Origin of the sequence: Mesorhizobium sp. 1M-11, from assembly GCF_001303895.1 — a bacterium.
In the GTDB taxonomy this organism is placed as follows: domain Bacteria; phylum Pseudomonadota; class Alphaproteobacteria; order Rhizobiales; family Rhizobiaceae; genus Mesorhizobium.
Map to the genome: position 1 here is coordinate 55,108 of NZ_LJSD01000032.1, position 14,051 is coordinate 69,158.

General features: G+C 62.3%; 15 protein-coding genes. 11 read left to right on the forward strand and 4 right to left on the reverse strand.

Annotated elements, in window-relative coordinates:
• Positions 1–66: 66 nt before the first annotated feature.
• Together AO692_RS13470 and AO692_RS13475 are read right to left on the reverse strand one after the other, a co-directional pair.
• Positions 67–831, reverse strand: a complete 765-nt coding sequence (locus AO692_RS13470) for a sulfite exporter TauE/SafE family protein (RefSeq protein ID WP_054310559.1) — start codon at positions 829–831, stop codon at positions 67–69.
• Between the two features lie 139 nt (positions 832–970).
• The gene (locus AO692_RS13475; RefSeq protein WP_054310560.1) at positions 971–1,804 is read right to left on the reverse strand and encodes a helix-turn-helix transcriptional regulator; all 834 of its coding nucleotides are present in this window, start codon (positions 1,802–1,804) and stop codon (positions 971–973) included.
• Positions 1,805–2,066: 262 nt separating this feature from the next.
• On the opposite strand from AO692_RS13475, the gene AO692_RS13480 reads away from it, so the two are divergent.
• The 11 genes from AO692_RS13480 to AO692_RS13530 all read left to right on the forward strand — a co-directional run bounded on the left by AO692_RS13480 (position 2,067) and on the right by AO692_RS13530 (position 11,746).
• Complete coding sequence (locus AO692_RS13480; RefSeq protein WP_152979829.1) at positions 2,067–3,290, forward strand: MFS transporter; 1,224 nt, start codon at positions 2,067–2,069, stop codon at positions 3,288–3,290.
• Positions 3,291–3,478: 188 nt separating this feature from the next.
• Positions 3,479–4,111: a 50S ribosomal protein L25/general stress protein Ctc gene (locus AO692_RS13485; protein ID WP_054310561.1), complete on the forward strand. Its 633-nt coding sequence runs from the start codon at positions 3,479–3,481 to the stop codon at positions 4,109–4,111.
• A 27-nt stretch (positions 4,112–4,138) separates the two neighbouring features.
• A complete protein-coding gene (gene pth / locus AO692_RS13490) occupies positions 4,139–4,882 on the forward strand; it encodes an aminoacyl-tRNA hydrolase (protein WP_054310562.1) in 744 nt (247 codons plus the stop codon).
• A gap of 88 nt (positions 4,883–4,970) precedes the next feature.
• The gene (gene ychF, locus AO692_RS13495; protein ID WP_054310563.1) at positions 4,971–6,074 is read left to right on the forward strand and encodes a redox-regulated ATPase YchF; all 1,104 of its coding nucleotides are present in this window, start codon (positions 4,971–4,973) and stop codon (positions 6,072–6,074) included.
• Positions 6,075–6,083: 9 nt separating this feature from the next.
• Complete coding sequence (locus AO692_RS13500) at positions 6,084–6,881, forward strand: APH(3')-II family aminoglycoside O-phosphotransferase (protein ID WP_054310564.1); 798 nt, start codon at positions 6,084–6,086, stop codon at positions 6,879–6,881.
• A gap of 187 nt (positions 6,882–7,068) precedes the next feature.
• Positions 7,069–8,043 carry a magnesium/cobalt transporter CorA gene (corA, locus tag AO692_RS13505; RefSeq protein ID WP_054310565.1) on the forward strand — a complete coding sequence of 325 codons (975 nt, stop codon included), beginning with the start codon at positions 7,069–7,071 and terminating at the stop codon, positions 8,041–8,043.
• A gap of 126 nt (positions 8,044–8,169) precedes the next feature.
• Positions 8,170–8,634, forward strand: a complete 465-nt coding sequence (locus AO692_RS13510) for a MaoC family dehydratase (RefSeq protein ID WP_054310566.1) — start codon at positions 8,170–8,172, stop codon at positions 8,632–8,634.
• On the forward strand, positions 8,631–9,098 hold the full coding sequence (locus AO692_RS13515; RefSeq protein ID WP_054310567.1) for a MaoC family dehydratase: 468 nt from the start codon (positions 8,631–8,633) through the stop codon (positions 9,096–9,098). The genes AO692_RS13510 and AO692_RS13515 overlap by 4 nt, the downstream gene beginning before the upstream one ends.
• A gap of 135 nt (positions 9,099–9,233) precedes the next feature.
• Positions 9,234–9,866: a LysE family translocator gene (locus AO692_RS13520; protein WP_054310568.1), complete on the forward strand. Its 633-nt coding sequence runs from the start codon at positions 9,234–9,236 to the stop codon at positions 9,864–9,866.
• Positions 9,867–10,100: 234 nt separating this feature from the next.
• Positions 10,101–10,487 (forward strand): YciI family protein, encoded by a 387-nt coding sequence (locus AO692_RS13525; protein WP_054310569.1) that lies wholly within the window; start codon positions 10,101–10,103, stop codon positions 10,485–10,487.
• A gap of 8 nt (positions 10,488–10,495) precedes the next feature.
• The gene (locus AO692_RS13530) at positions 10,496–11,746 is read left to right on the forward strand and encodes a DUF6596 domain-containing protein (protein ID WP_054310570.1); all 1,251 of its coding nucleotides are present in this window, start codon (positions 10,496–10,498) and stop codon (positions 11,744–11,746) included.
• A gap of 23 nt (positions 11,747–11,769) precedes the next feature.
• Here AO692_RS13530 and AO692_RS13535 read toward each other — a convergent pair whose 3' ends face one another.
• Positions 11,770–12,315: an adenine phosphoribosyltransferase gene (locus AO692_RS13535; RefSeq protein WP_054310571.1), complete on the reverse strand. Its 546-nt coding sequence runs from the start codon at positions 12,313–12,315 to the stop codon at positions 11,770–11,772.
• 238 nt (positions 12,316–12,553) lie between these two features.
• Positions 12,554–13,918 (reverse strand): MFS transporter, encoded by a 1,365-nt coding sequence (locus AO692_RS13540; protein WP_244483357.1) that lies wholly within the window; start codon positions 13,916–13,918, stop codon positions 12,554–12,556.
• Positions 13,919–14,051: the final 133 nt, after the last annotated feature.

Here is a 14,051-nt window from a genome sequence, read left to right on the forward strand (position 1 = left end):
GGCGGCGAGCGTCGCGCGCGTCCACCCGGACGCGCAAAGGACGCTCTGACACTTTGAAGCTGCTGTTTACCGCAATATCCCGTCCAGCACCGGCAGGCTGATGAACGCCGAAAGCGCGATCAGTCCGAAGCACAGCCTGCGAAAGGTCTGTTCGCTGGCGATGCCGAATATATGCGCGCCGAGCCACAGCCCCATCCCATAGGCAGGTGCAGCCACAACGGCCAGCGCCACGATTGAAGTGGTTATGAGGCCGCCCCAGAGATAGCTCGCCGCAGTGATGGCCGAAGAGACGGCAAAATAGAGGATGATGTTGGCCCGAACCGTGTTGCCGGCAAAGCCACCCCCCAGCCAGTAGGCCACGACCGGCGGTCCGCCGACCTGTGCCGCCCCCGAGAAGATGCCGGAGATCGCCCCGACTGCGACAGTGAGGTAGGCTTTCGGACGGCCGTGATAACGCCAGCCCGACATCAGAAGCAGAAGAAGCGCGATGACGACGGCGATGATCGACCAGCGGATCGTCAGCGGGTCGAGATGCGCGAGCGCATAAGTGCCGAGCGGCACACCGACCACAGCGCCGAGCGCCATGACGGAGACATTGGTCTTGTCCGCCAGTCGCCATGCGCCCGGCACGAAACCGATGGTCATCACGCCATCGACCACCAGCAGCAGCGGCGCCGCGATCTTGGGGCTGATCACCGAACTGGCCAGCGGCACGAAGATGAGCGCGGCGCCAAAGCCTGAGAAGCCACGCGCCAGGCCGGCGATCAACGCGATCACAACAATGGCGAATACGGCCTGGTTCGAAATACCAGCCAGAAGCAAGTGAAGCATTTGAGCGAAGGTTCAAAAAAAATCCTTGGTCTTCGTACCCATCCCTTGCCTCGCTGGATAGGGCACAGACCATTGCAGCAAGATGGCGCAGACGCCGCTGCAAAGACACTGAGCCAACTGATGGCGATTGCCGCCGCCCTCACCCCACTTCCCGCGCACCCCTCAGATATGCGCGCGGCGAGGTGCCCAGCATGCGCTTGAACATGGTGGTGAAGGCCGGAACGCTGTCATAGCCGAGATCGAGCGCCACGCGTGTCACCGGCTCGCCGTCAGTCAATCGGGGCAAGGCGGCAAGCAGCAGTGCCTGCTGGCGCCAGGTCGACAGCGACAAACCCGTCTCGCGGTGGAATACACGGGTGAAAGTGCGTCGGCTCATGCCCACGGTCTCTGCCCAATCGTCGATGGTGGCATGCGGCGACGGCTCGGTGACGAAGCGCCGGCACAGTGCCGCGATGCGGGGATCATGAGGGAATGGCAGGCCGAGCGGCCGCTCCTCCATGGCCGGAATCTCATGCAGAAGCAGCGCCATCAGAAGTGCGGCACGCTCGCTCGGTGGCTCGTCGGTCGGCAGCGTGACCGCCTCGATGATCAGGCTGCGCATCAGGTCGCTGACGCCGACGACGCGCAGGTTTGTCGGCAGGCCGGCGACAGAGTCGGGCGCGACATAGACCGAGCGCATCGAGACATTGCCCTGCATTTCCACCGCATGCTTGATGCCGGCCGGGATCCACATGGCGTGATCGGGTGGAACCATCCAGCGGCCGAAATGCGTTTTCACCAGAACCACGCCAGTCAAGGCGTGCAGAAGCTGGCTGCGATTATGGCGATGGTCAGGCACCGTATAGCCATCCGGATATTCCGACGGCAGGGCCACGACGAGGTCCTTGGTGCGGTCGAGCCATTCCAGCCGCTCGCGATGGCGGCGATGCAGGTCGGTGACCGGCGCTTCGAGATAGGAAACACTTGTTGGCATGGGTTTGGCCCACTTGCGTAAGAAATGGACCAAACCACGAAAGAAGCTGCGTCACAACAGGATTATAAGCGCCGGCGCGGTGGCACATTGCCGCTCGCAACAAGGGTGCGGCTAGATTCAAGCCAGGGCACGCCGAAAAGTGGTGGCTTTCGGAGTCGCGAAGCGACGAGCGGAGCGTACGCTGGATACGTGCGCGAAAACGCGGAAAGCTGCCATTCGCAGGCCGGGCTCGCTTGAATATCGGCGCGCCACAGCAAGGAGCATGATCTTGACCGATACCGCAGCGACAGCCGGTCGCGCGACGACCGCAGCGACCACCACAGCCTTCACCGTCATCCTGGCGGTGAGCTTCGGCCATTTCATCAACGACATTATGCAGTCGCTGCTTTCGGCCATCTATCCGCTCCTTAAGGACAATTACAGCCTCGATTTCTGGCAGATCGGCCTGCTGACCTTTACCTTCCAGGTTACGGCCTCGCTGCTGCAGCCGGTTGTGGGCATAATCACCGACAAGCGGCCGATGCCGTTTTCCCTGCCCTGGGGCATGGCCTCCTCGCTGGTCGGTCTGATCATCCTTGCCTATGCCGGCCATTACTGGCTGCTGCTGCTCGGCGCCTCTATGATCGGCATCGGTTCATCGATCTTCCATCCGGAATCCTCGCGCATCGCCAGGCTCGCCTCCGGCGGCAAGCACGGCCTTGCCCAGTCGCTGTTCCAGGTCGGCGGCAATTTCGGCCAGGCCATGGGCCCGCTTGCCGCTGCCTTCATAGTCGTGCCCTTCGGCCAGACCAGCATCTCCTGGTTCGCGATCGGCTCGCTGATCGGCATCATTGTTTTGTGGCAGGTCGGCAACTGGTACATCCGCTACCGCAAGGCAGTTGGCAACCGGCCGGCAGCAGTGCACGTCTCGCCCTTCTCGCGCGGCCGGGTTGCTTGGTCGCTGGTCATCCTGACGGTGCTGGTGCTCTCCAAGAACGCCTATATCGCCAGCCTGTCGAGCTACTACACCTTCTACACCATCGAGAAGTTCGGCGTTTCCGTGCAGATGTCGCAGGTGCTTTTGTTCGCCTTCCTCGGCGCCTCGGCACTCGGCATCCTGCTTGGCGGGCCGTTCGGCGACCGTTATGGCCAGAAGGCGATGATCTGGTTCTCGATCGTCGGCGTGCTGCCGTTCACACTGATCCTGCCCTACGCCAACCTGGAATGGACGGTGATCCTCACGATCCTGATCGGCCTCATCCTGTCGTCTGCCTTCTCCAACATCGTGGTGTTCGCGCAGGAGCTTGTGCCAGGCCGGGTCGGCATGATCGCCGGCATCTTCTTCGGCTTCGCCTTTGGCATGGGTGGTATCGCCGCTGCTATCCTCGGCGTGGTGGCAGACGCCAAGGGCATCGACTTCGTCTACCGGATCTGTTCGTACCTGCCCCTGCTCGGCCTGCTCACCATCTTCCTGCCCAACATGAGGGAAGCGAAAAAGGCGGCGTAAGCCAGAAGCAAAGCCAGGAAAGGCGGCCATGCTTGCGCGTTTGGCCGCCTTCCGCTATAGAGCCGCCACCCGCGTAGACACCCTTGGAGGCAACGCGGACGAGGGCCGCGGATTTCGCGGCTTTCGACATTTTCGGAACCCGGCTTGCCGGAAACCGGGAATGCTCCAGCAACGCGAAAGGAAATACCATGAGCCACGATACTTACGAGCTCAAGGCCGAGTCGCGCGAACAGGTCGGTAAGGGGTCCGCCCGTGCAGTTCGCCGCGACGGTAAAGTGCCTGCAGTTATTTACGGCGACAAGCAGCCCCCTCTGGCTATCGCCCTGTCCTACAAGGACATCTTCTACAAGATCCATGGCGGTGGTTTCCTGACCACGGTCGCCACGATCGACGTCGACGGCAAGAAGATCCAGGTCCTGCCGAAGGACTATCAGCTTGATCCGGTCAAGGACTTCCCGCTGCATGTCGACTTCCTGCGCGTCGGCAAGAATACCGAAGTCAACGTCAACGTTCCGGTCCACTTCATCAACGAAGAGAAATCGCCTGGCATCAAGCGCGGCGGCGTGCTCAACATCGTGCGTCACGAGGTGGAGTTCCACTGCCCGGCCAACGCGATCCCGGAATTCATTGAGGTCGACCTGACCGGTGCCGAGATCGGCGATTCCATCCACATTTCGGCGGTCAAGCTGCCGGCTGGCGTGAAGCCGATCATCTCCGACCGCGACTTCACCATCGCCACCATCGCCGGCTCGGCCGCGATGAAGCCGGAGACCGAAGAGGCGGAAGTCGCTCCGGTCGCCGAGGAAGCCGAAGAAGAGTAATTTTCGCTGCCCGGGAGGGCCGCAACCATGCTTTTGTTTGCTGGTCTCGGCAATCCGGGTGCGAAATATGCCAACAACCGGCACAATGTCGGTTTCATGGCGGCGGACGCTATCGCCCGCCGCCATTCTTTTTCGCCCTGGTCGAGGAAGTTCCAGGCCGAAATCGCCGAGGGCAGGATCGGCGGCGAGAAGGTGCTCCTCATCAAGCCGCAGACTTTCATGAACCTCTCCGGCCAGTCCGTCGGCGAGGCGTTGCGCTTCTACAAGCTCGATGCCGCTGCGGTGACCGTTTTCTACGACGAGATCGAACTTCCGGCCGGCAAGGTCCGGGTCAAGATCGGCGGCGGTTCGGCTGGCCACAACGGCATCCGCTCGCTCGACCAGCACATCGGCAACGATTACCGGCGCGTGCGCATCGGTGTCGGCCATCCGGGCGCGAAGGATATGGTGCACGGCCATGTGCTCGGCGACTTTGCCAAGGCTGACCAGGAATGGCTGGACGTCCTGCTCGACAGCATCGCCGACAGTGCCGAACTGATCGCCAAGGGCGACGACAACTCCTTCATGAATCGCGTCACTCTCGCCCTGCGCGACAAACTGCAGCCGACAGGCCCCGACGACACCCCACCGGCCAAGGCACCAAAACGGTCTTCCGCACCCAAGGCACAGAGCCATATCCGCCAGGCAAGGCCGCAGCAGCCCGCAGTCAAGGTTCCCGAAAATGGGCCGATGGCCGCCATGCTGAAGAAGCTGCTCGGCAACAAGGATTGAGCCTCTTTCGGTCGGAGGCTTGACGATCGTCTCCCCTTTCGCCCATAGCCCTGAACAAATTCCGAACTCCCGATAGGACCACATCATCATGGGTTTCAAATGCGGCATCGTTGGGCTGCCCAACGTCGGCAAGTCCACGCTGTTCAACGCGCTGACGCGCACCGCGGCGGCCCAGGCTGCCAACTATCCCTTCTGCACCATCGAGCCGAACACCGGCGAAGTGGCGGTGCCGGATCCGCGCCAGAAGAAGATCGCCGAGATCGCCAAGTCGAAGGAGATCATCCCGACCCGGATTTCCTTCGTCGACATCGCCGGCCTAGTACGCGGCGCCTCCAAGGGCGAAGGGCTCGGCAACCAGTTCCTCGCCAACATCCGCGAGGTCGATGCCATCGTGCATGTACTGCGCTGTTTCGAGGATGACGACATCACCCATGTCGAAGGCCGCATCAACCCGGTGGCTGATGCCGATACGGTCGAGACCGAACTGATGCTGTCCGACCTCGAAAGCCTCGAGCGCCGCATCGTCAATGTGCGCAAGCGCGCGCAAGCAAAGGACAAGGAATCGCTCACTGTCCTGCCCGTCATGGAGCAGGCGCTGGCGCTGCTGCAAGATGGCAAGCCATGCCGTGTCATGTTGAAGAACATCGCACCCGAAGATTTGAAGATCCTGCAGGGCCTCAACCTGCTGACCGCGCACCCGGTGCTTTACGTCTGCAACGTCGCCGAGGCCGATGCCGCGACAGGCAACGAACACACCAAGGCGGTCGAAGCGATGGCGGCTTCCCAAGGCGCCTCCACCGTCGTCATCTCGGCAGCCATCGAGGCCGAAGTCGCCCAGCTCCCCGACGGCGAGCAGAAGGAATTCCTGGAAGCGATGGGCCTGCATGAGCCGGGCCTCGACCGGCTGATCCGCGCCGGTTACGAGCTCCTGCATCTGATCACCTACTTCACCGCCGGCCCCAAGGAGACGCGCGCCTGGACGATCGAGCGCGGCACCAAGGCGCCCGGTGCTGCCGGCGTCATCCACACCGATTTCGAACGCGGTTTCATCCGGGCGCAAACCATTGCCTACGAAGATTTCGTGACACTGGGCGGCGAAGTGGCGGCCAAGGAAGCCGGCAAGGCGCGCGACGAAGGCAAGGAATATGTCGTGCAGGACGGCGACGTCATGCTGTTCAAGTTCAACACCTGACGCGATCCGATGACCGCGCGCGGCGCACCGGAAGTCGACCTGCCTGCGGTCATCCGCACAAGGGTCGATGGTTATGCGTGGGATCGCGACACGCTCGGCCACTCGGATGCCGGCGTGTTCAAGCTGGAAGTGACCGATAAGCCCAGCCTGTTCCTGAAGATCGAAGAAGCCGATGGCTTCGGCGAACTGCCGGCGGAGGTGGAGCGGCTGCGCTGGCTTGGGCATCAGGGCATAACCTGCCCCGAGGTTCTGGCTTTCGAGGTGCATGCTGGCCGCAACTGGCTCCTGATGAGCGCCATATCGGGCAAGGATCTGGTCTCCGCCGGCCCCCTGCCCGCCGAAAAGACGATCGCCGTGATGGCTCGGGCGCTACGAACCCTGCATGCGCTGGACATCCGCTCCTGCCCATTCGACCACCGGCTCGACCGGCGCATCGCCGATGCCAGGGCGCGCATGGAGGCCGGGCTTGTCGACGAAGAGGATTTCGACGACGAACGCCTCGGCCAAACGGCGCAAGATGTCTTTGCCGACCTCATCGCCCTCCGCCCTGCTGACGAAGATCTCGTCGTTGCCCATGGCGATGCCTGCCTGCCGAATTTCATGGTCGATGGCGACCGTTTCTCGGGTTTCATCGACTGCGGCCGGCTTGGTGTTGCCGACCGCTGCCAGGATCTTGCGCTTTCCTGCTGGAGTATCCGTCATAATCTCGGTGAAGAGTGGATCGCGCCTTTCCTCACCCTCTACGGCACACCGGACGCCGATCCGGCCAAACTCGCCTATTATCGGCTGCTCGACGAGTTCTTCTGACCGGGCGGCTGGCTACGGCGGCATAACACATTCCCAGCATCGCGAAGGCAGCCGCCTCTTTGCAACTTGACGCAGCTCATCCCCGGGTCTATCGCGCCCCCTGCGTCGGCTGGATTTCTCCCCTCGGCGCCGTCATGAGCCTGTGCCCTTTGGGCCTCATATCGTTTCCAGCATGGGAGACCACGCGATGATCAAAGCCTTCGTCGTGGACAATGACCGTCTGCGCCTCGCCGACGACCTTGAGCAGAATCGAGACGCGATCGTCTGGGTCGATCTGCTCAACCCCACCAAGGAAGAAGAAGCCGTCGTCGAAGCGGTGTTCGGCATCGCCGTGCCGACACGGGAGGAGATGGAGGAGATCGAGATTTCAAGCCGCCTCTATGTCGAGGACGGCGGGTATTTCATGACCGCCAACCTGCCCTCGCAGACCGAAGGCGAGAAGCCGGAGATGTCGCCGGTCACCTTCGTTCTGGCCGCCAAGCGGCTGATCACCGTGCGCTATCACGAGCCACGCGCTTTCAAAACCTTCCCGCTGCGCGCCGAAAAAGTCGCCACGGGCTGCACCAGCGCCGACACCATCCTGATCGGCTTGCTTGAAGCGATCGTCGACCGCCTCGCCGACATCCTGGAAAAAGCCGGCCGGGATATCGAGGCGATTTCGCGCGACATCTTCGAGGCGACCGCCACCAATGCCTCGCGCCGCGACCGCGACTTCCAGGAACTGCTGAAGAGCATCGGCCGCAAGGAGGACCTCGCTTCCAGCGTGCGCGACAGCCTGACCTCGCTGCAGAGGGTGGCGGGTTTTCTTGCCCATGCCGCCACGCAGACCAAGATGGGCAAGGACACGCGTGCCCGCATCAAGACGCTGGCGCGCGACGTGCTGTCGCTTGCCGATCACGCCACTTTCCTGTCGCAGAAGATCAGCTTCCTGCTCGACGCCACGCTCGGCATGATCTCAATCGAGCAGAACGCCATCATCAAGATCTTTTCGGTAGCAGCCGTCATCTTCCTGCCGCCGACATTGGTGGCTTCGATCTACGGCATGAACTTCGACATCATGCCGGAGCTCAAATGGGAGATCGGCTATCCCTTCGCGATCGGCCTGATGATCGTTTCAGCGATCTTGCCCTATCTCTACTTCCGCAGGCGCGGTTGGCTTTGAACGCTCGGAACGTGCGGACCGGATGCCGTCCACAGGTCCTAAAGCGCTGAACCAAGGCCTCCACGGTCTTGCGGGAGCACGGGGCAGCAGTCACAATAATCGTACAAGCTTGAACGAGGTTGCGCGATGACCGGCAAGAAATGGGCCTATGAGGATTTCGAGGAAGGCGCCATCCTCGACCTCGGCAACAAGAAGGTGGCAGCGGAAGAGATCATCGAATTCGCCTCCGAATTCGACTTCCAGCCCATGCATCTCGATGAGGAAGCCGGCAAGACAGGCCTTCTCGGAGGCCTTTCTGCGTCCGGCTGGCATACCTGCTGCATATTCATGCGCATGCTGTGCGATGCTTTCCTGCTGGAATCGACCTCGCAAGGCGCCCCCGGCGTCGACCAGGTCAAATGGAAGAAGCCGGTTCTGGCCGGCGACACGTTGACGGGCCGCACCACAATACTTGCCAAGCGCCTCTCCAAGTCGAAGCCAAGGCTCGGTTTCGTCACCATGCGGGCAGAGTTGTTCAATCAGCGCGGCGAGGCGGTGTTCGAGTTGGAAAACACCGGCATGTTTCTGACGCGTGCGGGAGGCGAGGCATGACGCTCGACGAATACTTCGCCATTGGCGCGACTGTCACGCTCGGGTCACACAGATTCGAGCCCGACGAGATCAAGGCATTTGCCCGAAAATACGACCCGCAGATCTTCCATGTCGATGAGGAGGCCGCCAAGGCGAGCCTGCTCGGCGGCCTGTGTGCTTCCGGCTGGCACACCGCGTCGACCTGGATGAAATACAATCTCAAGACGCCGAAGCGACCTGGCCTCGTCTGGGACGGCCCGGGTCCGGAACCGGAGTTTGGCCCCTCGCCCGGCTTCCGCAATCTCAAATGGCTGAAGCCGGTGTTTGCCGGCGAGACGGTCACTTTCACGCGCACCGGCCTTGCTCACCGCCCCCTTGCCTCGCGACCTGGTTGGCTCCTGCTCACCATCCTGTGCGAGGCTTTCGACTCCACCGGCGACAAAGTGATCGAGTTCGAGAGTTCTGTCCTCGTGAAGGCTGGATAACCTTTTAAAACCAGTGCATTGCCACCGCATCCTGACTCCAAGGTGTCAGGATGGTTGCGCTATCTGATCGACCCGTGAAGGGGCCTGAGGTTTCGCCATGCGGCGCATCCGGATCCCTGTTGAGGGATACGACCAATGGATACCAGCGCCTTGTGGCTCTATTTCGTTCTGCTTGTCGGCATCATCGTGGTGCCCGGCATGGACATGCTGTTCGTACTGGCCAACGCGCTCACCGGGGGACGACAGGCGGGTGCGGCGGCGACCGCCGGCATCATGCTTGGCGGCATTTGCCACACCATCTTCGGCACGGTCTTCGTGACCGGCTTGTCCACCCTGCTACCCGTCGTGACGCCAGCCATGATGGTGGCAGGCTCGCTTTACATGATGTGGGTCGGGTTCACCCTTTCCCGCAGCGCGATCGCTGTCGACACGGTCGAAGCGGCGGCGGTAAGCCCACTCGGCACGATCCTGGCGCAAGGCGTGTTCACCTGCGTCCTCAATCCCAAGGCCTGGCTGTTCGTGCTCGCTGTCTACCCGCAGTTCATGAAACCGATCTACGGCCCGATCTGGCTGCAGGCGCTGATCATGGGCACGATGACCGTCACCGTGCAGATGGTCGTCTATGGCGGTCTGGCTCTCGCTGCCCTGCGCGGCCGCGATGCGTTGACGGAAAATCACATGGCAACCGTCTGGATCGGCCGCGGTGCCGGCCTGCTGTTGATGGTCGTCGCTGCCTTCACGCTGTTCAGAGCTGCGAGAGGGTTGTGATCGATATCTTCTCGTCACCATGCGAGCACGCAAAAAAGCCGAGGATCCCGAGTGGGGGCGTCACCAAACAACCTTACCGCTGGCACGGCTAATCCTGGACGAGTCGGCTGGCTTGCCGCAGCAAACGTTCTGACGCAGACTGAAGGAAAATTTACGACACTTGTCCGATCGCGGGCGGCTCACACGTCATCGGCTCGAGCGACGATCCCGCGCTCCAAGCTGAAGGACGAAACCATGCATTATTCTCTCCTGTTCTATCAGACGCCTGAAGTATTTTCCGCTCGGGCCGATCCGGAAAAGCGCAAGGCCTTCCACGCAGCCTTTATTCCCTATGTGAAGGCAATGCACGATGCGGGCATCATCGTCGCCGGAGCCGGGCTTGAGAAACCCGACGCGGCAACCTCGATCAGGCTTGGCGACAGTGGTCATCACGTGCAGGACGGTCCATATGCCGACACCAAGGAACAGCTCGCCGGCTTCTTCATCATCGATGTACCCGATCTCGACGCCGCACTGAAATGGGCGTCGCGCTATCCTGCGGAACCAGGCTTCGGCGTGGAGGTCCGTCCCAACCTGCCGGAAGACCGTGAGACGCTATTGAAGACGATGGCTGACGGCTGAGGCAACCATTGGACGCTCACGAGATCGTCGAGCGGGCGGCACGCGAATCCTATGGCCGCCTGCTCGCTTTCCTCTCGGCGCGCTCGCGCGACATCGCGGCCGCCGAAGATGCGCTGGCGGACGCCTTCAGCGCAGCGCTCGTCAACTGGTCGCATTCGGGCGTGCCAGCCAATCCTGAAGCATGGCTGCTCACAGCGGCGCGACGCAGGCTGATCGATGTGGCCCGCCACCAGCAGGTTCGTGTGCAGTCGATGCCAGCACTACTGTTTGCTGCAGAAGAAGCGGAGACATGCATCATGGAACCTACCGGCTTGGGCGACGAACGGCTGAAGCTGCTCTTCATCTCCGCGCATCCGTTGATCGACGCCACAATCCGCACCCCGCTGATGCTGCAGACCGTGCTCGGCATCGATGCCGCGCGCATCGCCTCCGTCTTTTGTGTCAGCCCCGCAGCGATGGCGCGGCGCCTGACGCGCGCGAAGGCTCGCATTCGCGAGGCCGGCATTCCCTTCGACCCGCCAGGTTCCGACGATCTTATCCCGCGCCTCGACGCCGTGCTCGAGGCGGTCTATGCCGCCTATGGTACAGGATGGGACGCCGTGGCCGGTGGCAATTCAAGCCTGCGCGGCCTTGCCCCCGAAGCGGTCTATCTCGCCCGGCTGATTGTCGCTTTGCTCCCAAACGAGCCGGAGGCGCGCGGCCTGCTCGCGCTGATGCTCCATTGCGAGGCGCGTCAGGCGGCGCGCCGGGACGGACGCGGCGCCTATGTGCCGCTGGCCGATCAGGACTGCGCGTTGTGGTCGGGTTCGCTTGCAGCCGAGGCGGAGCAACAGCTCGCCACAGCTTCCCGGGCTGGTCGCATCGGCCGCTTCCAGCTCGAAGCCGCAATTCAGTCCGTGCATGCCCAGCGTGCAATCAATGGATACACCGACTGGGAGGCGGTATCGCTGCTCTATGGAGGCCTTGTGGAGATCGCGCCAACGCTCGGCGCGCGGGTCGGTCGCGCAGCCGCGATCGCCGAGGCACGCGGCGCGGAGGCAGCCCTGGCTCTGCTGTGGGAACTGCCGAAGGCGGTGGCCGCGACCTACCAACCTTACTGGGCGTTGAAGGCGCATCTTCTTGCCAGGCTTGGCGCGATCGCCGACGCTCTCGAGGCCTATGACCGCGCCATCGGGTTAAGCGATGATGCGGCGATGCGCGATTTCCTCATCGGTAGGGCGGGGGAACTTGCTTCGTCCAGCCAGTGCCGCCCGCACTGAGATCCTGCGGCGACACTTGGAAATCAATGGCCGTCGAAGGCGATCAGCGTGCGCACGGGCACGTCGAGTGCTTCGAGCTTCTTGCGCCCGCCGAGATCCGGCAGATCGATGACGAAACAGGCCGCGACGATATCGGCGCCGATCTGGCGCAGCAGCTTCACCGCCGCTTCCGCCGTACCACCCGTGGCGATCAGATCGTCAACCAGGATGACCTTTTCGCCCGGCGCCACGCCATCCTTGTGCATCTCCATCTCGTCCAGCCCGTATTCCAGGCTGTAGGCGACACGCACGGTTTCGTGCGGCAGCTTGCCCTTCTTGCGGATCGGCACAAAGCCGGCCGACAGCTGATGCGCGATGGCTCCACCCAGGATGAAGCCCCGCGCCTCGATGCCGGCGATCTTCTCTATCTTCTGCCCGGCATAGGGGTGCACCAGCTCATCGATTGCGCGGCGGAAGGCCCGCGCATTGCCAAGCAATGTGGTGATGTCGCGAAACAGGATGCCCGGCTTCGGATAGTCCGGAATGGTGCGGATGGCGGAAAGCAGCGTTTCTTCGATCGACGGTGACATCAAGAATCCATTCCCTGTTCCCCCCATCGATAGAGCAATTCCAGCAAGAGTGTGTAGCGGTTTTGCGTCCGGAATTGCGTAAACTAATCGCTAGAGCGTTTCCGCGTTCCCGTGAAAAACGGAAACGCTCTAGCTGTTGCGGCAGGCAAAGAAAAGCCGGAAGCCGCCACCGTCCGATTCCAGCACACAGTGCAGATATCGGACCACCGGCGGCCTTCGGCAACAGATTGCGAGCGGACTACGCCGCCGACGTGTCGGTTTCAGCCACACGCTCGTCATCCGGCGCCGGTGCGGCCTTGAGCAGGACGGCAACAATGCCGGCTGCGATCATGAAGGCGCCAACCACCCACAACCCCGCTTTCGGGTTGCCAGTCAGGTCGGTGAGCCAGCCGGTCACGTAGGGACCGACGAACCCGGCGAGATTGCCGAGCGAATTGATGAGCGCGATACCACCTGCCGCTGCCGCTCCCGTCAGGAACCGGGTCGGCAGCGCCCAGAAGGTCGGGAGGGCCGAGCAGATGCCCATGGCACAGATCGTCACCGCGATCATCGTGGTGAAGGGCGATTGCATGTAGAGCGCGACAGGGATGGCGAGACCGCCGACGATGGCCGGAATGGCCACGTGCCAGACCCGCTCGCCCGTGCTGTCGCCATGTCGTGCCCAAAGATACATGGCAATCGCGCCGAAGGCATAAGGGATAGCGACGATGAAGCCCTGCTCGATGATCGAGTATTCCGTGTTGAAGGCTTGCTTGAAGCCGGCGATGATCGTCGGCAGAAAGAAACCGACGGCGTAGAGCCCGTAGACGACGCCGAAATAGACGAAGGCCAGCGCCAGGATACGAGGCTGCGTCAACGCCTTTCTGAGCGGGTAGTGATAGCGTTGGCTGGTCTGGGCATGTTCATTGTCCATCTCATTCTGCAGCCAGTTGCGCTCTTCCGCAGTCAACCAGGCAGCGTCCTGCGGCTTGTCGGTGAGGTAGAACCAGCAAAGCACGCCGATCAGGATCGCCGGCAGGCCTTCGACCAGGAACATGAAGCGCCAGCCGTCCAGCCCGAATACCAGCCCGTGGCCGGCTGAAATCAGCCAGGCAGACAACGGTGAGCCGATCACGGACGACACCGGGATCGCAATCATGAACAGCGCTACCGCTCGCGCGCGTTCGCGCTTGGGAAACCAGAAAGTGAGGTAAAGAATGATGCCGGGAAAGAAGCCGGCTTCGGCGATGCCGAGCAGGAAACGCAAGCCGTACATCGACAGCGCATTGGGCACGAATGCCATCAGCGACGCGACGATGCCCCAGCTCACCATGATGCGCGCGATCCAGCGGCGCGCGCCAACCTTGTGCAGGATGAGGTTGCTGGGCACTTCGAGCAGCAGATAGCCGATGAAGAAGATGCCGGAGGCAAGCCCGAAAGCCGCCTTGTCGAAGCCCAGTGCATCGTTCATGCCGTGCGGGGCGGCAAAGCCGATATTGGTGCGGTCCAGATAATTGATGAAATACAGCAGGCCGAGAAACGGCATCAGCCGCCAGGCAACTTTTCGAACGACGCGCTCGCGCATGCCGGGGTCAACGGCAGTCGAGTGAGATGGACCAGCCACGGCTTTCCTCCCTGGACAATGCCCCCCGGGCGCCACGTAAACATGCGACAGGGCTGACGTCCATCGCGGGAACGCCGCATCGGGTCGGTCATGCACGACTGCGTGTAGGGCCAAACAAAAAAGGCGCCCGAGG

Bases quoted from the DNA above. Each gene is read 5' to 3' on its own strand.
- AO692_RS13470 (WP_054310559.1), bottom strand. From the start codon at position 831: ATGCTTCACTTGCTTCTGGCTGGTATTTCGAACCAGGCCGTATTCGCC.
- ychF (WP_054310563.1), top strand. From the start codon at position 4,971: ATGGGTTTCAAATGCGGCATCGTTGGGCTGCCCAACGTCGGCAAGTCC.
- AO692_RS13525 (WP_054310569.1), top strand. From the start codon at position 10,101: ATGCATTATTCTCTCCTGTTCTATCAGACGCCTGAAGTATTTTCCGCT.
- AO692_RS13510 (WP_054310566.1), top strand. From the start codon at position 8,170: ATGACCGGCAAGAAATGGGCCTATGAGGATTTCGAGGAAGGCGCCATC.
- AO692_RS13480 (WP_152979829.1), top strand. From the start codon at position 2,067: ATGATCTTGACCGATACCGCAGCGACAGCCGGTCGCGCGACGACCGCA.
- pth (WP_054310562.1), top strand. From the start codon at position 4,139: ATGCTTTTGTTTGCTGGTCTCGGCAATCCGGGTGCGAAATATGCCAAC.
- AO692_RS13500 (WP_054310564.1), top strand. From the start codon at position 6,084: ATGACCGCGCGCGGCGCACCGGAAGTCGACCTGCCTGCGGTCATCCGC.
- AO692_RS13515 (WP_054310567.1), top strand. From the start codon at position 8,631: ATGACGCTCGACGAATACTTCGCCATTGGCGCGACTGTCACGCTCGGG.
- AO692_RS13520 (WP_054310568.1), top strand. From the start codon at position 9,234: ATGGATACCAGCGCCTTGTGGCTCTATTTCGTTCTGCTTGTCGGCATC.
- AO692_RS13475 (WP_054310560.1), bottom strand. From the start codon at position 1,804: ATGCCAACAAGTGTTTCCTATCTCGAAGCGCCGGTCACCGACCTGCAT.
- AO692_RS13485 (WP_054310561.1), top strand. From the start codon at position 3,479: ATGAGCCACGATACTTACGAGCTCAAGGCCGAGTCGCGCGAACAGGTC.
- corA (WP_054310565.1), top strand. From the start codon at position 7,069: ATGATCAAAGCCTTCGTCGTGGACAATGACCGTCTGCGCCTCGCCGAC.
- AO692_RS13535 (WP_054310571.1), bottom strand. From the start codon at position 12,315: ATGTCACCGTCGATCGAAGAAACGCTGCTTTCCGCCATCCGCACCATT.